Origin of the sequence: Aeromonas sp. 11P, assembly GCF_051920165.1 — a bacterium.
Classification (GTDB): domain Bacteria; phylum Pseudomonadota; class Gammaproteobacteria; order Enterobacterales; family Aeromonadaceae; genus Aeromonas; species Aeromonas veronii.
This window is the reverse complement of the sequence record NZ_JBQBDJ010000004.1, coordinates 1,457,681-1,478,862: the sequence shown is the minus strand read 5'-3', so window position 1 is coordinate 1,478,862 and position 21,182 is coordinate 1,457,681. Positions and strand designations below refer to the sequence as shown.

General features: G+C 50.3%; 14 protein-coding genes and 2 pseudogenes. 9 read left to right on the top strand and 7 right to left on the bottom strand.

The genetic code is table 11. The features are described from left to right. Window positions 1–142: 142 nt before the first annotated feature. The 4 genes and pseudogenes from ACTG1P_RS06735 to thrC all read left to right on the top strand — a co-directional run bounded on the left by ACTG1P_RS06735 (window position 143) and on the right by thrC (window position 5,823). A pseudogene (locus ACTG1P_RS06735) lies at window positions 143–846 on the top strand (tRNA/rRNA methyltransferase). 263 nt (window positions 847–1,109) lie between these two features. After that, entirely contained in the window at window positions 1,110–3,569 is a 2,460-nt protein-coding gene (gene thrA, locus ACTG1P_RS06730) for a bifunctional aspartate kinase/homoserine dehydrogenase I (protein ID WP_440000826.1), read from the top strand. Window positions 3,570–3,571: 2 nt separating this feature from the next. Then, on the top strand, window positions 3,572–4,552 hold the full coding sequence (gene thrB / locus ACTG1P_RS06725; protein ID WP_440000825.1) for a homoserine kinase: 981 nt from the start codon (window positions 3,572–3,574) through the stop codon (window positions 4,550–4,552). Beyond that, on the top strand, window positions 4,549–5,823 hold the full coding sequence (gene thrC, locus ACTG1P_RS06720) for a threonine synthase (protein ID WP_069556020.1): 1,275 nt from the start codon (window positions 4,549–4,551) through the stop codon (window positions 5,821–5,823). Before thrB ends, thrC begins: the two co-directional genes overlap by 4 nt. A 318-nt stretch (window positions 5,824–6,141) precedes the next feature. Here thrC and ACTG1P_RS06715 read toward each other — a convergent pair whose 3' ends face one another. Together ACTG1P_RS06715 and ACTG1P_RS06710 are read right to left on the bottom strand one after the other, a co-directional pair. Then, the gene (locus tag ACTG1P_RS06715; protein WP_440000824.1) at window positions 6,142–7,044 is read right to left on the bottom strand and encodes a hypothetical protein; all 903 of its coding nucleotides are present in this window, start codon (window positions 7,042–7,044) and stop codon (window positions 6,142–6,144) included. 167 nt (window positions 7,045–7,211) lie between these two features. Further along, the gene (locus ACTG1P_RS06710; RefSeq protein WP_440000823.1) at window positions 7,212–7,787 is read right to left on the bottom strand and encodes a hypothetical protein; all 576 of its coding nucleotides are present in this window, start codon (window positions 7,785–7,787) and stop codon (window positions 7,212–7,214) included. 579 nt (window positions 7,788–8,366) lie between these two features. On the opposite strand from ACTG1P_RS06710, the gene ACTG1P_RS06705 reads away from it, so the two are divergent. Both ACTG1P_RS06705 and ACTG1P_RS06700 read left to right on the top strand, forming a co-directional pair. Further along, complete coding sequence (locus tag ACTG1P_RS06705; RefSeq protein ID WP_162517401.1) at window positions 8,367–8,744, top strand: hypothetical protein; 378 nt, start codon at window positions 8,367–8,369, stop codon at window positions 8,742–8,744. Window positions 8,745–8,971: 227 nt separating this feature from the next. Further along, window positions 8,972–9,553, top strand: coding sequence for a DUF1349 domain-containing protein (locus ACTG1P_RS06700; RefSeq protein ID WP_440000822.1), 582 nt, complete (start codon window positions 8,972–8,974; stop codon window positions 9,551–9,553). A gap of 80 nt (window positions 9,554–9,633) precedes the next feature. Here the strand turns inward: ACTG1P_RS06700 and rimO are convergent, their stop codons facing one another. Beyond that, window positions 9,634–11,061, bottom strand: a complete 1,428-nt coding sequence (gene rimO / locus ACTG1P_RS06695; RefSeq protein WP_234898489.1) for a 30S ribosomal protein S12 methylthiotransferase RimO — start codon at window positions 11,059–11,061, stop codon at window positions 9,634–9,636. Between the two features lie 1,448 nt (window positions 11,062–12,509). Between rimO and ACTG1P_RS06690 the strand changes: the two genes are divergently transcribed. Beyond that, complete coding sequence (locus tag ACTG1P_RS06690; protein ID WP_080768683.1) at window positions 12,510–14,330, top strand: recombinase family protein; 1,821 nt, start codon at window positions 12,510–12,512, stop codon at window positions 14,328–14,330. Window positions 14,331–14,944: 614 nt separating this feature from the next. On the opposite strand, the gene ACTG1P_RS06685 is transcribed toward ACTG1P_RS06690, so the two are convergent. The 4 genes from ACTG1P_RS06685 to ACTG1P_RS06670 are packed head-to-tail and all read right to left on the bottom strand — an operon-like array spanning window position 14,945 to window position 19,518. After that, a complete protein-coding gene (locus ACTG1P_RS06685) occupies window positions 14,945–15,424 on the bottom strand; it encodes a Mov34/MPN/PAD-1 family protein (RefSeq protein ID WP_162517109.1) in 480 nt (159 codons plus the stop codon). After that, window positions 15,411–17,132: a ThiF family adenylyltransferase gene (locus ACTG1P_RS06680; protein ID WP_164537386.1), complete on the bottom strand. Its 1,722-nt coding sequence runs from the start codon at window positions 17,130–17,132 to the stop codon at window positions 15,411–15,413. Before ACTG1P_RS06680 ends, ACTG1P_RS06685 begins: the two co-directional genes overlap by 14 nt. A 2-nt stretch (window positions 17,133–17,134) precedes the next feature. Next, window positions 17,135–18,433 (bottom strand): CBASS cGAMP synthase, encoded by a 1,299-nt coding sequence (locus ACTG1P_RS06675; protein ID WP_042024857.1) that lies wholly within the window; start codon window positions 18,431–18,433, stop codon window positions 17,135–17,137. Continuing rightward, window positions 18,430–19,518 (bottom strand): CBASS cGAMP-activated phospholipase, encoded by a 1,089-nt coding sequence (locus tag ACTG1P_RS06670; protein ID WP_042024858.1) that lies wholly within the window; start codon window positions 19,516–19,518, stop codon window positions 18,430–18,432. The genes ACTG1P_RS06675 and ACTG1P_RS06670 overlap by 4 nt, the downstream gene beginning before the upstream one ends. Window positions 19,519–19,963: 445 nt before the next feature. Here ACTG1P_RS06670 and ACTG1P_RS06665 point away from each other — a divergent pair. Further along, window positions 19,964–20,197 (top strand): annotated as a pseudogene (locus ACTG1P_RS06665) (DUF4172 domain-containing protein); the annotation flags it as partial. Between the two features lie 66 nt (window positions 20,198–20,263). Next, on the top strand, window positions 20,264–21,091 hold the full coding sequence (locus ACTG1P_RS06660) for a Fic family protein (RefSeq protein WP_224212420.1): 828 nt from the start codon (window positions 20,264–20,266) through the stop codon (window positions 21,089–21,091). Window positions 21,092–21,182 lie beyond the last annotated feature (91 nt).

The following is a 21,182-nucleotide window of genomic DNA, read 5'->3' as shown; positions in this document are numbered from 1 at the left end:
TCAGGCCACTATCGCAACATTCAAACGTCTGTTCAAGTGGCAATTTTCGGGGATAAACGGTAGATTGCGCCCCTGTTTTGGTGATGGTTTAGCGACTGTTTGCTGTCTGTTTGAGAGGCCGTCCGGCCTGTGAGGAAACCCGATGAAGCTCTATTTTGTCCTGGTGGCACCTGCCCGACCTGCGAACGTGGGGGCGGCTGCCCGCGCCATGAAAACCATGGGATTCGATGCCATGCGACTGGTGGCGAGCCGGGTACACGAAGAGGAGGAGGCGAGCTGGGTGGCCCACGGCGCTCAGGAGATCCTGACTCAGGCCGAAGCGTTCGATACCCTGCCCGAGGCGCTGGCCGACATGGATCTGGTGATCGCCACCACTGCCCGTGAGCGCGGTCGCTACCAGCACTACCTCACGCCGGGGGAGATCCGCGAGCAGATCCGCAGCAAGCCTTCACTCAACAAGGTGGCCATCGTCTTGGCTGTGAGGAGTCGGGGCTCTCCAACGAGCAGCTGGCCGAGGTCGATCTCATCAGCTATCTGCCCCTCAAGGTGAGCTACCCGTCCCTCAATCTGGGGCAGGCGATCATGCTCTACGCCTACGAGATGAGTCAGCTGATGGATGAGCTGAACACCGACGGCGGCGCTGCGGTAGCAGAAAATTTTGATAATGCCGGGCAGGTTCGGGTGCTGAAAAGCAAAACAGCAGAATTGCTGGGTGAACTCGGAGTTTCGCAGGATGAAAAACTGCATCAATGGGTGATGGACCGGGTGCCCATGCTGCCGCAGCGGGATTTGAACATGCTCCACCTGCTCTGCAAAGACCTTGCGCGCCGCTTTGGGCGTGAGTAGCAAAGAGGTTTAAGTTGACAGCCCTGCGCCCGGCGCGGTATTGCTAAAAGCCAGTTTCGTTCACGAGTGTTCGTCATGCAGCTATTCACCAACATCATCACCACCACCATTATTACCGGTACCACCACAGGTGGCACTGGGGCCGGTTGATGCGCTGACGAACAAGCACAGAAATCAGAAAAGGCCCGTACCCACCCAGTACGGGCCTTTTTGTTGGATTGGTTTTTAGATTGAATTTCATAGATTTACAGGGAGAGAAAGCGATGAGAGTGTTGAAATTTGGCGGGTCTTCACTGGCCGATGCAGAACGTTTTTTACGGGTGGCCGATATTGCGGTCAACACCCACGGCCAATCTCAGGTAGCCCTGGTGCTCTCTGCACCTGCCAAGGTGACCAATCATCTGGTGGCGCTGGTGGAACAGACCAGTCGCGGCATGGATGCCAGTTCCACCCTGTTTGAAGTGAACGGCATCTTCTCCCGCCTGCTGGCCGGGTTGAAGGCGGCCTATCCGGCGCTCGATGACAAGGCGCTGCTGGCCCGTCTCACCAGCGAACTGGATCAGGTCGAGCGCCTGATGCAGGGCATCCGTCTGCTGGGCCTCTGCCCGGACAACGTGCAGGCGCGCATTCTGAGCCGTGGCGAGAACCTCTCCATCGCCTTTATGCACGAACTGCTGCGGGTGCGCGGTCTGGATCTGGAGCTGATCGTACCGGAAGATCTGCTGGTCACCGACGGCGGTTATCTGGAAGCGCACGTCGATATCGAAGCCTCCCGCCTGCGCTTTGCCGCCAAGGGTCTGCGTAGCGACTGTCTTTACCTGATGCCGGGCTTTACCGGTGGCAGCGACAAGGGCGAGACCGTGCTGCTGGGCCGCAACGGCTCCGACTACTCCGCCGCCGTCCTAGCCGCCTGTGTCGATGCCGAGTGCTGCGAGATCTGGACTGACGTCGAGGGTTGCTACAGCTGCGACCCCCGTCTGGTGCCGGATGCTTACCTGCTGAAAACCCTCTCCTACAAGGAGGCGATGGAGCTCTCCTACTTCGGCGCCAAGGTGCTGCACCCGAAAACCATCGCGCCGGTGGCCCAGTTCCATATTCCCTGCCTCATCAAGAACAGCTTCAACCCGCAAGGGCCGGGCACCCTGATCGGCCCCGAGAGCGGCGACGATGACCTGAAAGTGAAGGCCATCTCGGATCTTTCCGGCATGTGCATGTTCAACGTCTCCGGCCCCGGCATGAAGGGAATGGTCGGCATGGCCGGTCGCATCTTCTCAGCCGTCTCCCGCGCCGGGGTCAGTATCGTGCTGATCACCCAGTCCTCTTCCGAGTACAGCGTCAGCTTCTGTATCCACAGCTACGACAGTGAGAAGACCCGCAAGGTGCTGGAGCGCGAGTTCGAGCTCGAATTCAAAAACCAGCTGCTGGAGCCGCTGGATATCATCAGCGATCTGGCGATCATCTCCCTGATCGGTGACGGCATGCGCACCAGCAAAGGGATGGCAGCCCGCTTCTTCACCTCGCTGGCGCAAGCCTCCATCAATATCGTCGCCATTGCGCAGGGGTCGAGCGAGCGTTCCATCTCTGCGGTGGTGCGGGATCGCAAGGTGGCGGAAGCCATCAAGGCGTGCCACCAGAACTTCTTTGGCAGCCAGCAGTTTATCGATCTCTTTGTGGTCGGGGTCGGTGGCGTCGGTGCCGCGCTGGTGGATCAGATCGCCCGCCAGCAACCGGTACTGGCCGAGCAGGGCACTGGCCTGCGGGTGGTCGGCATCGCCAACAGCCGCCAGATGGCGGCCAACAAGGATGGCCTGAACCTCGCCAACTGGCGCGAACAGCTGGTGGAAGCCCGCGACAGCTTCTCGCTGGAAGGGGTGAAAAAGCTGGTGGAAGATAGCCATATCATCAACCCGGTGATCGTTGACTGCACCTCCTCCGAGGCGGTGGCCGTCCAGTATGCCGACTTCCTTGCCGCCGGTTTCCATGTGGTAACTCCCAACAAGAAGGCCAACACCGGCTCGCTCGATTACTACAAGGCGCTGCGCCGCACCGCCCGCCAGACTCGCCGCAAGTTCCTGTACGAGACCAACGTGGGTGCTGGCCTGCCGGTTATCGAGAACCTGCAGAACCTCATCAAGGCCGGTGACAAGCTGCGTGCCTTCGACGGCATTCTGTCCGGTTCGCTCTCCTTTATCTTCGGCAAGCTGGACGAGGGGATGGCCTTTTCCGAGGCGACCCAAATCGCCCGCAGCAACGGCTTTACCGAGCCGGATCCCCGCGACGATCTCAACGGCATGGATGTGGCGCGCAAGCTGCTCATTCTGGCTCGTGAAGCCGGCATGGCGCTGGAGCTCTCCGATGTCGAGGTAGAGCAGGCGCTGCCACCCGGCTTTGATGTGAGCGGCGACGTGGAAGCCTTTATGGCCCGCCTGCCGGAGGCAGACGGCTGGTTCCGCGACCAGTTCGCCGCCGCCCAGCGTGAAGGTAAGGTATTGCGCTATGTGGGCTCCATCGAGGGTGGCAAGTGCAAGGTCGCCATCAAGGCGGTCGGTGGTGACGAGCCGCTGTTCAAGGTCAAAGACGGGGAGAACGCGCTCGCCTTCTTCTCCACCTACTACCAGCCAATCCCGCTGGTGCTGCGCGGCTATGGCGCCGGTACCGAAGTGACTGCGGCGGGCGTCTTTGCCGACGTGCTGCGCACCCAGAACTGGAAGCAGGAGTTGTAAGCATGAGTTCAGACATGTACCAGAGCAGTAGCGTGGTCGCCTACGCGCCCGCCTCCAGCGCCAACCTGAGCGTGGGATTCGATGTACTGGGGGCGGCGCTCGCCCCCGTGGATGGCTCTCTGCTCGGCGATCGGGTGCAGGTAAAAGCGGCTGACGTGCCGTTCGCCCTCTCATCCGTGGGCCGCTATGCCCACAAGCTGCCGGACGATCCGAAAAAGAATATCCTCCATGACTGCTGGGTCGCCTATGGCGAGGCGTTGGAGAAGCGCGGCCTGAAACTCAAGCCGCTCGAAATGGTGCTGGAGAAGAATCTGCCGGTGGGCTCGGGGCTGGGTTCCAGCGCCTGTAGCGTGGTGGCGGCCCTTGAGGGGCTCAATGCCTTCCACGGCGCGCCGCTCAATGAGCACGACATGCTGCTGCTGATGGGGGAGATGGAAGGCAAGATCTCCGGCTCCGTTCATTACGACAACGTCGCCCCCTGTTATCTCGGCGGCATGCAGCTGGTGCTGGAAGAGCACGGCGTTATCAGTCAGGGCATTCCGGTGTTTGACGAGTGGTACTGGGTGGTCTGCTACCCGGGCACAGTGGTCTCCACCGCTGCCGCCCGCGCCATCTTGCCGGCCCAATATCGCCGTCAGGATTGCCTCACCTATGGCCGCCGCCTGGCTGCCTTTGTCCACGCCAGCTACACCGGGCAGGAGGGCTTGGCGGCGAGCGTCTTGAAAGACGTGATTGCCGAGCCCTACCGCACGGCGCTCATTGAAGGCTTTGCCGAGGTGCGGGCGCAGGCGGCCCAGAACGGGGCGCTGGCCACCGGCATCTCCGGCTCCGGTCCCACCGTGTTTGTGGTGATGAAGGAGCTGGCGCAGGCCGAGCGGATGAAGGATTGGATGGAAGCACATTTCGTGCAGAACGAAGATGGATTTGCCCGGGTCTGCAAATTGGACATGGCCGGGGCACGGGTAACAGGAAGCGAGCTATGAATCTCTACAACATCAAGGACAACAGCGAACAGGTGAGCTTCGCGCAGGCGGTGCGTCAGGGCTTGGGTCGCGAACAGGGGCTCTTCTTCCCCGAACAACTCGAACCGCTCGCCGATGTGGATGCCCTGCTCGATCTGCCGCTGGCCGAACGCTCTGCCCGCATCCTGAGCCACCTGCTGGGGGACGAAGTGCCTGCAGCGAAAGTGAGCGAGCTTATCAACGCCGCCTTCACCTTCCCGGCGCCGCTGGTGAAACTCAAGGATGGCACTTATGCCCTTGAGCTGTTCCACGGCCCGACCCTGGCGTTCAAGGATTTCGGCGGCCGCTTTATGGCCCAGTGCCTTGCGGCCTTTAGAACTAACGACAAGATCACCATCCTCACCGCCACTTCCGGCGACACCGGCGCCGCCGTGGCCCACGCCTTCTACGGGCTGGAGGGGATCGAGGTGGTGATCCTCTATCCCAAGGGCAAGATCAGCCCCTTGCAGGAGAAGCTCTTCTGCACCCTCGGCGGCAATATCCGTACCATCGCCATCGATGGCGACTTCGATGCCTGTCAGGCGCTGGTAAAACAGGCCTTTGACGACGAGGCGCTGAAAAAGGCCATTGGCCTCAACTCCGCCAACTCTATCAATATCAGCCGTCTGCTGGCGCAGGTTTGCTACTACTTCGAGGCGGTGGCCCAGTTGCCCAAGGCCGATCGCGCCAAGGCGGTCATCAGTGTGCCGTCCGGCAACTTTGGCAACCTCACCGCAGGCTTGATTGCCAAGGCGCTGGGGCTGCCGGTGAAGCGCTTTATCGCCGCCACCAACGCCAACGACACCGTGCCGCGCTACCTGAAAACCGGTCAGTGGGAGCCGCACCAGACAGTGGCAACCCTGTCGAACGCCATGGATGTGAGCCGCCCCAACAACTGGCCACGAGTAGAAGAGCTGTGCCGTCGCAAGGGCTGGGCACTGGAGACCCTTGGGTCAGGCATGCGTGACGACGCCCAGACTCGCGATGCCCTTAAACGCCTGCACCAGCTGGATTACCTCTGTGAACCGCACGGCGCCATCGCCTGGGATCTGCTGGGGGAACAGCTGGCCGAGGACGAAGTGGGGGTGTTCCTCTGCACCGCCCATCCCGCCAAGTTCAAGGAGTCGGTGGACGAGATCCTGCATCTGGATGTACCGCTGCCCGGCCCGCTCGCCAAGCACGCCGAGCTGCCGCTGCTCTCCGTTAATTTGCCAGCAGAGTTTGCCCGGTTAAGAGCGTTTTTGGTGGGTTAAGCCGCCGAGCTGAGATAATCGATAGAAATAAAAATCCCCCGGTAACGGGGGATTTTTATTTTCTGGATAGGGAAAGGTCAATCAGGTTTTATTGGGGGTCGATAAGCCGTGCAACCATGTGGTTCACCATTCGTACCAGCTGCTGGTTTCCTATTTCCCCCTGATTTGCTACCTGAGTGTGGATTGAAAGGAAATATTGGTTTGGGAAGAGTTAATCAATAACGAAGACGTCCCCACAAAATAGTGGGGAGGTTTTTCCATTTTCTTAAACTAATCAAGTTAGATGTGCTAGTACTTTATTAAAAAACCTTTAGTGTATTATTCATCTGTTTCTGCTAGCGCATTTAGTTCATCCTTATACGATGAAATAGGATTGTAGAGATTGTGAAAGGCTCTACCAATAGCACCATGAAACAACTTCATGTGAGGTTGTAAATCTGTACGACCTGCTGACAGAATGTGTTCGAATGATATTCCTGGATAGGGATCAATATAAAAAATCCTTTTAATACCTAATTGATACGCTTTTTTTGCACATAGTTCACATGGACTTGCAGTTGTAAAAAGAAATCCTCCTTCTATACCTGTCCCCCCATCTTTTGATAACTGTAAGAAAGCATTTTCTTCAGCATGTAGAGATCTTGTGTGAACTTGATTTTTATCTTTCTTAATTGAATTGTATTCTGATTTGAAACAGAAAGATATGTTGTATCCTTTTTGCTCAGCGCGTTGAAATTTTACGCTTCTTGTAGAAATTCGTTCCTTGAACGTAGAGTTGTTTCTTTCAAATGGGCTATATGCATCTTGGTCTGTATCATTTTTTAAGTCCCCCATAGAGCGAAGATTACAGGGAACTTGTCCATAAGGGGTGTCATTCCAACCTACAGCCTTGATCGAATAGTTGTTTTTGGTGATTACAGCGCCAACTTTTCTAGATAAACATCCAGAATTTAGTTTTGCTGTATAAGCTATTTGCATACAGCGTTCTTCTGCACTTGGAGTTATAATACCTGGTTTTTGTGCCAAGCATACAAATTTAATTAATTGATTTCCGATGCTTACTTCGCTTTCATCACCACTATTTATATATATGTCTGCCTTCTGGAGACAACCTTGAATATCTTGATCTGTAAAGCTTCTCTCATCATCTATATCCAAGCTAGAGTATTCATTTTTATCAATGTTATCTATGCTTTCTTGCGATAGACCTTTGGCTTTCAATCTGCTGGATCTTGTAGCTTCAGAGCATGAAATAGCTATTAAATAGAATGATGAATAGCGTTCTTGAAAATAGCTGGCTTCAAGAGGATTTCTAATCGCATCGATTACTATGTATGTATTCTTCCTATTTTCTTTATCCTCTTTTCTTAAGTTAGATAAAGCGATTTTTATTTTTCCGCAACAGTAAAAAACATGCCATTTTTAATTTTGCTATCAGTTACACAACCAGATCTTCGAGCGTTTTTACCTAGAAGTTGATAAAGCTTTATAAAACTTACGTCTTCAATTGATTGTTTGATTTTGTTAGTAATGGCAGGTAAGATTTCAGTGTATAATTTACTGGTGTTACATTTTGTTTTTTCATTTTTATAAAACACCAGCTGATCGATGATGAAATCGACATCAGAATTTCTGATATAATCTTGGGCCTTCAAAAAATCCTTGATTGTAGCTTCATTGTCTATATCTAAAAGCATCTGTGTCAGTATGGATGTTACTTTGAGGTGGATAAATGCTTGCCAGTTTTTATTGTAGTGTTGAATTAAAATACGTTGCTTTCTTTGTATGTTATCTTGCGGCTGCGTGCCAGAGAACAAAGAATGTTCAATTTTTTCTTTGGAAAGCATTTCTGATGCATAAGTACAACCACTTCCAGTTCTGCCCGTCATACCGAAAATGATAAAATCATCATTTTTGCTATGTAACTTCTCTAATGCTGAAGATAAGTATTCATTTGTTTTCATGTTTTTATTTTTCCAAACCATTAATATTTTCAATGTGACAAGACATATAATTTATTAATGTCTTTTTTATCTACAATGTTATTTTTTAGGCCAAAGTTGTATCAATGTAAATAAATATTACCGTCCCAGATTACAGCTTCCAAAATGCTCCATTAACCAGCGAGGGCAGCAGCCCATCACGGATGAATAGGCACCGGATGGCTATGTTAAGCCAATCGAATCTGGCCATACCAGTCAAAAAGTGACGTAAGTGTCAGTAATGACTGATTTTTTGCGCTGGCTCAATAAAAGGGGGTAGCTGGAGGCGGGATTCCCATGGCCCTTGATTTTATTGGGGTTGGCGGGTGTGGCGGGAAAGTAGGGGGCAGGCTTGCCGTTGAGGAAGGGCTGGCTGGGGACAATCCCGCTCTGCCAATCGGCGCTATAGTGCGGGCGATAGTTGCCCTGTGCTCCGCTCCCAAGCTGGCGAGGCGGGGGATCTGCGGCAACAATCAGCTGTTGCAATCACAGCAATTTGCAACACATCGTCATGCAAATATGACCATGCAAACACATCACCAGATAGAGAGGAGATCTCCCATGAAGCGTACCATCCTGTTCGGCCTGCTCTGCGGCAGCGTGCTGCTGGCCAATCCGGTCTTTGCCAACGACACAGCCCAGTTGCAGTGTGAGGCGCAGGCCGCAGCCAAAAAGCTTAACGGCGCCGCCAAGACCAGCTTTGTCGGCAAGTGTGTGAAAGATGCAGCTGGCGCTGCGACCGGCGAGTGCGAGAAGGCGGCCGCCGACAAGAAGCTGGCCGGTGCGGCCAAAAACAGCTTTATCCAGAAGTGCGTGAAGACGGGCGCGGCGATGGATCCGGCGGCCAAGTGCGAGAAGGCGGCGGCCGACAAGAAGCTGGCTGGCGCTGCCAAGAACAGCTTTGTCCAGAAGTGCGTGAAGGATAGCGCCGCCAAGTAAGGCATTTTCTCATCCGGTGTGTTTGCGGGGGGCCCATCAGGCCCCCCGCGCTTTTTTGGGGCGCACTGATGGCGCAACGCACAAACCTTGTATCGGGGCGGCAATAGCGACACTATTGACTCCTTTTATGGATTCCGCAGAGGCGCAGCCATGATCAGTCGTGACCGGACGAGGCGTTGGCGAGCCCCATTTGTGCGGGATTAGGCGCGATAAGGGAGCAGAGCAGGATGATGGAAGGGACGCAATGGCGCTGGCTCAATGAACCGGCCCAGTGGCACCAGACAGAGGGCGGTTTGCAGGTAGTCACGGATAAGCAGACCGATTTTTGGCGCAGCACCTGGTATGGTTTCGAGCGCCACAGCGGGCATGTCTACGGCTGCGAGGTGGCGGGTGAGTTTACCTTTCAGGTCTGCGTCGAGGGGGAGTTCACCACCCTCTACGATCAGGCGGGGCTGATGCTGCTGCAAGACGACGAACACTGGCTCAAGGCCGGTATCGAGTACAACGACGATCAGCCGATGATCGGCAGCGTGCTGACCAATCCGCGCTCTGACTGGGCCACCGGCATTTTCCCCGGCAATCCACGCCGCTTCTGGCTGCGGCTGACCCGGCTGGCCGATTGTCTGCGTTTGCAATACTCCACCGATGGCAAGGTGTGGCCGCTGCTGCGCCTCGCTCCGTTCCCGCCAAGCGAACGCTGTTTTATCGGGGTGATGTGCTGCACGCCGGAGCGGCAGGGACTGGCGGTGCGCTTCTCTGACTTGCGCCTCACGCCGCCCCTTGGCAAGGCGCTCCATGATTTGAGCTAGGCCAGCGGTTTTGCCTGCGACATTGAGCCAATAAAAAAGCGCCCGCAGGCGCTTTTTTCATTTGGCAGGTAGAGCCTTAATTAGCTGATCAGGCTGGCCCACAGGTCATATTCGTCGGATTCGTCGATCCGCACCTTGACCATGTCCCCCGGCTTGAGGCCGGTTTCGCCGTTGAGGTAGACCAGACCGTCGATCTCCGGCGCATCGGCGAAGGAGCGGCCAGTGGCACCCTCTTCGTCCACTTCGTCGATGATAACGGTCATCTCCTGACCCACTTTGCGGGCCAGCTTGCGGATGGAGACCTGCTGTTGCAGCTCCATAAAGCGCTGGAAGCGCTCTTCCTGAATCTCTTCCGGTACCGGATCCGGCAGCTCGTTGGCCAGCGCCCCTTCGACCGGGCTGTATTTGAAGCAGCCGACGCGATCCAGCTCCGCCTTGTCGATAAAGTCCAGCAGCATCTGGAAATCTTCCTCGGTCTCGCCCGGGAAGCCGACGATAAAGGTGGAGCGCAGGGTGATCTGCGGGCAGATCTCGCGCCACTTCTGGATCCGCTCCAGGGTGCGCTCGACGGTACCCGGGCGCTTCATCAGTTTGAGGATGCGCGGGCTGGCGTGCTGAAGCGGGATGTCGAGGTAGGGCAGTACCTTGCCATCGCGCATCAGCGGGATGACGTCATCTACGTGCGGGTAGGGGTAGACGTAATGCAGACGCACCCAGATGTCGAGCTTGGCCAGCTCTTCGCACAGGGCAACCATGCTGGTCTTGACCGGCATGCCGTCGTAGAAACCGGTGCGGTGCTTCACATCGACGCCGTAGGCGGAGGTGTCCTGGGAGATCACCAGCAGCTCCTTCACGCCCGCTTCTTTCAGGCGCTTGGCTTCTGCCAGTACGTCGCCGATGGGGCGGCTCACCAGATCCCCGCGCATGGAGGGGATGATGCAGAAGGTGCAGCGGTGGTTGCACCCTTCGGAAATCTTCAGATAGGCGTAGTGGCGCGGGGTCAGCTTGACGCCGTGGGCCGGTACCAGACTGGTGAAGGGGTTGTGCTGCGGCTTCTCCACATATTTGTGGACGTGACCCAGCACCTCTTCGTAGGCGTGGGGGCCGGTGATCTCGAGCACCTTGGGGTGGATCTCGCGGATCTGATTCTCTTTGGCGCCAAGGCAGCCGGTGACGATCACCTTGCCGTTCTCGGCCAGCGCTTCGCCGATCGCTTCCAGCGACTCTTGCACCGCGCTGTCGATAAAGCCGCAGGTGTTGACGACGACCAGCTCGGCATCGTCATAGCTGGGCACCACATCGTACCCTTCGGTACGCAGCTGGGTCAGGATGCGTTCTGAATCGACCAGGTTTTTGGGGCAACCCAAGCTCACAAAACCAATCCTTGGATGGTGAGACCTAATAATGCTGGAAGTCGCTTGTTGGACAGGTTGGTCGTCCGATGGCTGAACCCGCGTAGTTGCAGGTGTCAGGCTGTCTGAGCTAGGGTCAAAACGGTTGACGGTCATAGAGGATCGCTGGTCACTAATGCAAAAAAAGATTGCGGATTATACCTGATGAGCGGGAAAGAGGAAGAAGTGATGTGTGCATTTTTTAACCTGTGATATTAGATTTCAATGCGCGATATTTTGTGTCTTTTCTTGAGAGGTGATGACGATGCGATCATCAACAACAGTGTCCTCGGTCACGAGTTCTGACTCGAATTCCTCATGCCAGTGTCTACAGCCTACAGCATGAGGGGGAGATCTACACTAAACAGTTAGGCAGTGCCGATTTGCTTGCAACCTGCGTCATGGATCGCAGTCTGGTGCTGATCATCCTGCTGGTTGCCGCGAACTTCGCTGCCAGTACCAGGAGTTGCTCGTAAGCAGAGTAACTCTTGACTACACCGATACGGGCACAGGTAATTGTCGATCTGATAGTCTGTATTGAGCATGGGGTTTGTCAATAAGTAATAAGTCGACGGGGGGGATAGGTAAAAACCAGCATTGTTGGTTGTAATTTAGTCAAGGGAGGTGATTTTTAACTTCTTTTCACATCCCCCCACTTGAAAAATTCTAAAAATTGTCCATTTACTAATAATAAGAGAGGTAATAAAATTTTAGCGTTTCAACATTCCGCTGCTACGCAGCGAAGAGAAACCAGTTTTACTACCCCTCGCAGGCTTTTTATTGAAGAGAAAATATGAAAGTCTCTCTTGTATATTAAATTTTATTATGCATGGGGCATGCAATAAGTACGCTTATCACTGATAAGCAGAAAGCAGAAAGCAGAAAGCAGAAAGCAGAAAGCAGAAAGCAGAAAGCAGAAAGCAGAAATGTGCCGATCTTCCTTACTTGCCAGTTGGTCAAAGAAGTGACATTCAATATAATTAATATGTTTACGTGGTCACGTTCTTCCTGCTTATTTTGACCAAACTCATCGGCTGACCATCATGTTCTCGGTGCCACACCATCACGGACTTTGGTCAAGTATCTTTTTATCATTGGAGTCTATCGTCATCTACACCGAATATGCGCAACCTTCATTTCGCGCTTGAGCAAGCGTATCTTGAGAAAGAACAAGACATCGCCATGGTGGTGGTATTATTACGGCAGTATGACTGCGAACCCTCGTTTCTCCTTGCTACTTCCTAGCCTGAAATATATAAGTGGAAATTAATAATAGAGAGTATGGATAGTTTATTTCTGATGAGGTGATTATTTTTTGATGGGGGTTGATATCTAGTGTTTTTGGATATAACCTTCCATTTAAATGTTTGCTAGTGGTTATATACCGTGTGTCGGCAATAGTGTTTGTGTTCAGAAAATGAACGGCGCTAAGTGATTGTGTCGTAGCTGGGCATCTGGTCTAGGCATGTCTGCTTTAATTTAATTCAACTGTACCGGTAGCGTACAAGTATAGTTGTGTATCTAGCATATATAGCCTCGTCATAGAATCAATTTTTGGAGATGTTATGGATTTAAGGTCGTCTGCACCAACACTATATCTGTATAGTCGTGTAAGTACGGATAAGCAGGCCGCCGGTAATAAAACTGGCGTACAACGTCAGACTGAGGGGGCTTTGGTTGATGCAACAAAGTTAAAATATAGTAACATGCCTGTTATCTATATGTCAGATAACGGAATGTCAGCCAGTAAGGGGGAAAACATTGAACATGGATGTCTGGGGAGGTTTATTGAACTAAGTCGTTCAGGTCATATTGCACCCGGCTCTGTATTGGCCATGGAAAACATCGATCGTTTCTCTCGCTTAGCGTTAACAAGAGCCAGTGAGTTCTTAACCTGTATTCTCGCAGCCAATATTGTTGTTTATACATGGATTGATGGGGCAGTATATCAAAAAGATAATCTTGCATCCGCGATTTTGTCACTAGTTAAACTTGAAAGCAGCAATGATTATACAAATAAACTTTCTGCTCGGGTTACTGGTGCAGCTCGTGTTGCATTAAAGCGTCATCAAAATGGTGAGTGCGATGCAGATGGTTATCCAGCTGCAATTAATGGCTTCGGTAAAAATAAATTTTGGGTTGATACGACAACTGGGTTTGTACGCCCTCATCCATATTATTTCTCTATAGTTAAAGAAATGATTATGATGATTCGAGAAGGGAGGGGGCATATAGCAATTAAAAAGCATTTAGATGAAAGTTATACCCCCCCTACAATAGCTCAAAATTCTAATAAAGAGGGGTGGGGAATAAATCTTATTAAAAAGATTATAAGTGATCGTGCAGTTTTAGGCGAAAAAATAATTCATATTGATGGTCGCGAGCATCTGTTGGTAAATTATTATCCCGCTGTTTGCACTGAGGCTGAATTTGCACAAGCTAAGCGAGTGCGTAGTGAAAAAAAACAGTTTACTAGTAAGATGAAAAACGCTGCGGGCATTGTTACTGGAATGCGTATAGCCACTTGTGGGGACTGTGGCAGTTCACTACAGGTCTACCGTAGTAAAGCCGGAAAAAAAGATGAAAAGCTCCGTTATAAATGCAGCGGAAGGTCAGACACTTCGGTGAAAAGCTGCACAGCTGCAACATTTGATAATAGATATTTTGAGTATGCACTAATGTTGCTGATTGGCAGCGTGATACTTCAGCCTAAAAAAAATACAAATGAGAATAAAGTTGCTTCGATTAAAAATAAAATAGAATCGATAAGTTCAAAAATAGAAATCATGATTCAATCTGTGGGAGCAACCACAGAGGGAGATATACATATTCTGTTGACTGAACGACTAGATAAATTATCTAGGGAACGTAAACAGTTAAATGAAGAATTGACCATTGAGATTAGTCATGCGGAGGCTTCTATTAACCCAGATATATATATGCTGATACCACCAAACTACATTGACTACAATCAGGCTGATATAAGGAACGAGGTAAGGGATATAATATATAAGACAGTAAAATCAATAAAGGTGCATTCTGTTACTGGCTGTTTCTATATTCAGGTTGAGTTGTTTGGTGGAATGAGTACCGATGGTATTGTTATTGACAATAAGTATATCTCCGACTTCGGTTTTGATATGCACCATCAGCAGGAGAACGAGGAAGCATTCCTGGCTTACAATAAATTTGTCAATAACTTCGAGTGTATCGATAAAGATGGAAAGTTAATTAGAATGTTAGACTTGGTGAATGGCACTGATTTTATAATTTCTGATGAACTATATCTCAATCAAAGGGTAAAGGTTTTAAAGGAGAAGCCTATGACTGAGGAAATGCGTACTGCTATTGAAAAATTTGAAACTTGGGTTCCTAAAATCCAGTAATTAATATGCCGGTTAGTGATAAGGATTTTTGCCATTGCTAATGGTTGATATGTAAAATCACTAAATTATTCTGCTAAGATAAATAATGCTGTATATTCACGGCATGATGTGTAGCGTCATGCATATGAATGAGCAAAAAAATGAAATTTTGTGGTGGCCCCATGCAGCGCAAGCTGCAAGACTGAAAGAATCCACCAAAATGGAAATGAGATTCAACTAAACCACCAATTTCTCTACATATTTTTTGATACCCAACCTAGTATTTTCTAATGCTTGCTGTAGCGCCACCCAGCAGCAATAAATCCAGTTTTTCATTAGCTCCGGTCTGTTATTTTAACCTCGCAGTTCCTTTCCAGTAGGCATACTTGCGGGAACGAACTCTAGGCGTGTCAATTCTCTCTAGAAAACGTTGTTTTTTTTCTTTAAAAATAGCATCTTAGACTATGAGTGTCTTGTAGCTTGCTCGATGACTACCATATGAATTTACCCTATAGCTGCTTCCAACATTTTTTGAGCTGTGCATGGCAAGGTAAATATGGGAAATGGTTAAAATTACCTTACCCTAGTGCATCTTAATAGTTAGGAAATTAAAATTTCAGATACCACTGTATCTTTCAAATTAGTATATTTTTCAATGCTTCACAGCGACCATTCTCACAGTAGCCCCACCAGTCAGTCTTTTGACCAATGATCGCTACTATGGATGTGCTGTTTTTAGGTAAGCCTTTACGCCAACTAGATACGTCAGTGGCAGAGGGCAAAGGATTCGATTCAGGATGGGTATGCCACTCACCTATGTAAGTAAGATAGCCTCCTGATGTGTGCCAAAGTTGATCAACCATAACTTGATGGTGTTGTTTTTTACGTACAAAACCAAAACGCGATGCTTGGTCGTAGGGACTAGGTTCTGTAACGTGAGTTATTATTATATGAGGTGGCCGAATTTCTCCAATAAATACACCTCCTTGCTCAGGTTGACTGTGATGTAACTGCCGATATCGATTTAAAATATGAAGTACCGCAGTCTCAACGATTATTAGTCCACCAGCTCTATTACTCAAGGTCAGCTCAGCCTTGACGTCAGGAACAAACACTACATTCTCCAAATTTTTTCAGCTTTCTACGCTTATGATGAATTACATTACCTGTCGAGTGTTGAGCATAGGTCCAGGGAAGCTTATCCTGAAGAGTATTCAGCACGGCCTCTTGAATTAGTGCGGCAGTAATTGTGCTGACGCTAGCATCATAGGGTGTAAAAATGCTGCCGCAGGAAACTCGATGAGGAGCTACAGGTCTATCGACCTCCTTGAGGATCTCGAGACGCTTGGCACATTCATAACAGGCTTTTCCATCGTCGATCATAACAACAGACGCTTGACCATAAGCATCATTGTAGCCGTGGATGATGAAGGGAGGACGTTGGGTAGAAGCTCGAGCCAAGTAACTGAGCATTTTACTTGTTGGGGCGTGACCAGTAGCATCGATCACAATATCATAGCCACGAATATTATCTTCATTCATTTCAAAACGATAAGGTTTGACATCTATTCTTGGATTGCCCAAAGAGTCACGCTTTATTAGCTTACTTAGGGCCTCAGCTTTATTCCAACCGATATAAGTGGCTGGGAGAGCATGCCGACTCAGATTGCCTGGAGACAGAATGTCACTGTCACAGAGAACTAGCCGACCGGTATTGCCACGCCCTGCTCCTACCTTGGCAAGCAGCTGAGCAGCAAAGCCACCAATGGTGCCGCAGCCAATTATCAAGATTTGCTTGTTCTCAAGATCAAGGAAAACAGGTCTGTTGCGCCGTTGAAGCTCTTGGTCGCTTATCGAGCTCACATTTAAGCGAGAGAATGCGGTCGTTGCGGATTTTGATCTGAGCATAGGAAGGGTAGAGCCGAGCTTTAGTTTGTGTTTACCTCCCCTAGATTTAGCTCGTTCCGTTGTACGGTGTTTCAGGATCGTCTGGGTGGCTTTACTGAAGCAGACTTCAAAGCCAATGATGCCTTCGTTCGAAATATCGAACAACACCATTTGCCTGCCCTTGGTGAGCCTGGTGAGTATTCCATTGGCCAGTGAGTCATGAGCAGGGAGGTCAGCAGATTTTAACCAATCAAAGACTTCCCTGAGTGATTGAGGCGGCCATTTACTTGGTGCTATCGCAGTGTTGTTAACTCTGACAACGGTCACGTCGCCATCAATGCCCACAGCCGGTTTTTCTCCTCGTAACCTAAACCAGTCATCCCTTTGCCCAGCGTTGCGGAAGACAACATATTCTTTGTCTGTTTGTCCATCTGCTGAGGTTGCCACTTTCAGCGACTTGTATGAGAATTTTGTACCTGAAAGCTTGCCTGCATCACCATAAATGTAAGCATCCACGACCCCATTCCAGTAGTTCACAAACTCGGTTTGAAATTCCTCTTGCCGTTGATGGCCAGCTGTTACGGCATTGTCCAATGCTTGCTGGATCAGGCTGTTTAACATGGTAATTACAGCAGGTGGGTGTTGGGGATCCCAATCGGCAGTGTCCTGGTTCACCAAACATAATCTTTGGAAACTGCTTATGTGAGGTAAGGCCATACCGATTAAGTTGGCAGGGCGACTGATAACGTAAGTTTCCGGCAAGCGACTAAGATCTTCTCTTGGCCTAACTACAGCAATAATGAATTCGCCTGCCTGTGTTTGGTAGGCTTTTATATAGGCTGGACACTCTCTCGGTAGAGAAATTGGTAGGCCGGTGATGTTGCGACTCTCGACATATCGAAAGCCGCTATGTAATAACAAGTTATGGATAGTCACTATCAACCACTCGTCATTGAATCGGTCATTTGGCTTTGTCGTTGAGGTTGTCGTTGTTGTTGGTATGCAGGTATGGCAACCCAAGGCTTGATAAGCTCTTCGTTTACAACACTGTCACCAAAAAGTCCATTTAGAGTTTTCAGTACTTCGTTCTTTGTTGAGAGCCTATTCAGTGCTCGATTAAGTTCTTCGTGCAGAGTCTCTGCTTTCGAGATAATGCTCTGAACCGTATTATCATCCATCTTTTCCTTGGGAAACAACAAGCGACCTTCATCTGAGGCATCTGGACTTTCCACTCCATCCCTTAACTTGGTGGCCAACTGTTCTGTTACTTTTAACAAAAGTTCACCATGATCTTTTGTGTCAGGCATAGGTGTATTATCAAAGGTGTCAACGACGCATTTCATAAGAGCTATGGAGGATAATTCAGGAGATTTCCACTGCACATCTCGCCAAGCCTTCAGGTATCGACAGACCTGCCGCATAGGGTCACCATGTCGCGCTACTGCGCTCCTGAACCAACGCGCAACGATTTCTGGATCTGACTTAATCCACTTATCCTTTCCTCTGACAGCCAAGTAAACACAATTTTCATCAAGCTTTCGAGTGGCTGACTTACTGAGAACACTTTCATTCAGTGAATCCATCCCTGCGACAGAGTTCAATGCCACTTCTCGAGTTTCAAACTGATCTCTTGGGATTGCATACATGGGCACATCTACATGCACATTTCTATCTTCGATGACAATACGTCCACAAGTAGGCTTCTTTAATGCTTTCCAGTTGTAGTTTTCTTCTGCCAAAGATGCTAGCGATGCATCTACAAGTAGGAGAAGAAGCTCATGGCCGACTAACGGTTGCTCTTTGAACATATCCATAGGCATGTATGTACCATCATCAATGTCCATCTGTTGTGGCGGTTTATGATATGGCTTGTTCAGTGTTTTGTACTTGTAACTTCCTTGAACCCAAAATCTTGGCTCTGTATTCAAGAAGGCTCCGCGTGCGTCATCACTCATATCCAAGAGCAGTTTCACAACTCGCTGGACATCTGCATTGTCAAGATAGCGCAGGTTGGTTTTCCTAATTGCACTTTCTACGAGTTGGATATTCGTTGAGCTCCGAGAACGGCTGGCCAGCATTTTGACGACATCTTTTGCTTCTGTGAATACACCCTTTGTCCGAATTCTGATCGTGTCCTTAAGTTTCTCGAGAGAAGCCTTGTCGGTGCTGGTAGGCTCCAGTCTTTTCATGAGACCGTCATTGGTATTGGTAAGATATAGATGTGCTGACCATTTCATTCTGACGCTTCCTTACGGTCGGTGGGGTGAATGAAGGCTGGAGCCTCCGTGCTAAAGAAAGTCTCGATAAGTGCTTTTTTGCCAGTAGCTGTGGTTGCTACAGATTTTCCCCACGCGACAAGTGCTTTCAGTGACTCTTCGCTCGCATTGTCTAACGAGATGACTCGAGCCTGTTGATCAGGCACGGTTTCATCAAGCGAGAAATAGCAAGGGGGCATGCCTTCTCGATTTAGTGCCTTACCGGCCATGAACCCGTGCATTTTCTGCGAGGAGGACATGACTGTCTCAATGAGTGCCTTTCCACCGCCCCAAAGGCCAAAGTACCCAGGGAACCACCTAGAGATGTTATTGGGATTGATACAAAAATCGTTGGAGAGGGTTCCAATATTAAGAATTTTGATATCGTTTGCTGTTATACCCTTAAACTCCTCATCATCCAGATAATTCAGCGCTTCATGATAGGCGACGAATGATGGATTGTTTGCTAGTAAGCCTCCATCGGCAAAATACGCACTCTGCCACTCGATATAGTGAGGTAGGAAGTAGGTGGGGGCAGCAGATGTAGCCATGGCTACATCAACCAAGGTGAATTGATCATCTCGGGTGAACAGGGAGTTATGACAGGTTTTGATGAACAAAGGGCGACCTGTGCTCAGGTTGACCGTTGGGATGAGCAGGCGTCGTTTTAGCGATCTGACCGTCTTGCCGGTTCCCACGATCTCAGTCACTGCTTTTTCCAGGTTGTTAGCCTTATAGAGAGGGCTCAGCAACAGCTTACCTAGCTGGTATATGTTTCGAACACAATTGGGCACCCAACTCTGGCGAGGGAAAATATCTGGAGCTGCTTTGTGAAACTTGCCCTGCAAGTCTCTAGCTTTCTGACCATCAGCCAAAGCAATGGCAATTATTCCGCCGATGGAAGCCCCGGTGATCATGTCGAAGTAATTACCGATGGCCAAATCAGGATTGTTGTTGCGCTCAGCCAGAACCCGTTCTAGTTCCGCTAAAATGGTAATTGAGAAGAGACCACGCACCCCTCCACCGTTCAAAGACAGGATTTTGAATTGCTTGTTAGAGTCGTTCATGGAGCCTCCATTAGAACCGTACACAATATGCGGGGATTCTGTGCTCACTTCAATGGGGAGAGTAAAAAGAACACTGTAACGGCTACTCTACGGCGCTGTTGCCAAAATGAACTGTTCTGATAACAGCTAACCCTGCTCCAAGTTACTGTTACTCTTTGGTCTTTTCTCCACGGGTCACCTGCCTTGGTAGAACCACTCACTGTGCAGTATGAGCGGGCACAGGCCAACATATATCGGCGATGAATGAGGCTAGAAAAGCTTATGAAATGCGTATTGCACGTCATTCCAGATATGTAGTTATGTTGAAGCTCTGCGGGCTAGAGCTGCATCCTCATTACTTGCTCTGATAGTGTGCTGCATGTGTTATATTCAGCTCAAATGTTGAGCCGAATGATGGGATAGGTCGGCTCATTATTGAGACCCTAGCACGTTGGATGAGGAAATAATGGAACCATTTTGGATTTGGCAACAAGCCGACTGGCCCCATTTTCGTTGGCGGGATAGCGAGATATTGCCCAGATTACGGCAGGTGCAACGCAGGCAGGGAATTCTAATCGGTAGTCATTCCAGGTTGGGGAACCCCGACCAAACGTTGGACACGTTATTGGCTAACATCATCGCCTCGTCCGCTATCGAAGGCGAACGCCTCAATGCACAATCCGTGCGTTCATCCCTGGCTAGGCGGTTAGGGAGCCCACAAACTCAGTCCTATCCAGTATCAGAGCGCTCAGAGGGGCTCGCGGCCATGATGCTGGATGCCATCGACAACCATGAACAACCACTGACAATTGAACGACTTTACCAATGGCATCGTTGGCTGTTCCCCGCCAACGAATGGTCGGTGCAGCCAGTGAACGTAGGGCAGTTGCGAGGAGATGAGCCGATGCAGGTTGTCTCTGGGCGTGTTGATCGCCCCACCGTGCATTTTGAGGCACCGCCCAGAGCAACTCTGGACGATCAACTGGCCGAGTTCATCCCCTGGTTTAACCAGACTCGGCATGACCCCACGATGGATCCGCTTCTTCGTGCCGCAATCATCCATTTCTGGTTCGTGACCCTGCATCCCGTTGATGATGGCAATGGGCGGCTCACGCGGGCACTGACCGATCTCGCGCTGTCACAGGCTGACAGCCACAGCATCCGGCTGTATGCCATGTCAGTTGCCATTCTAGAGCTGCGGGGTGACTACTATCGAGCGCTTGAGTCAGCGCAGAGGGGCTCGCTAGATATTACCTCCTGGATCTGTTGGTTCCTCGACACACTGGATTACTCCATAGAGTTGGCATTACAGGTTATTGATCGTTCTCTTGCCAAAAAACATTTCTGGTTGCAGCACTGTCATGATGGTCTGAGTCCAGAGCAAACCAAGGTTATTAACCGTTTATTGGATGGCGGCCAACAAGGTTTTGAAAATGGCATCAACGCCAGCCAATATCAAAAAGTCACCGGAGTCAGCAAGGCGACGGCTACACGCCATCTGGCCGAATTGGTGGGTAGGGGGTGCATTGAGAAATTACCTGGTGGCGGACGCAATACACGCTATCAGATCCGCTTGCACACCGAGGGAGTTTGAAAAAGCATCGCCATGGGGCGTTAATTTCATCTGGTAGATGAAAGCTGCGATTGGTGTACAAATGACGCTATTTAGTTAAATGTTGACGCCA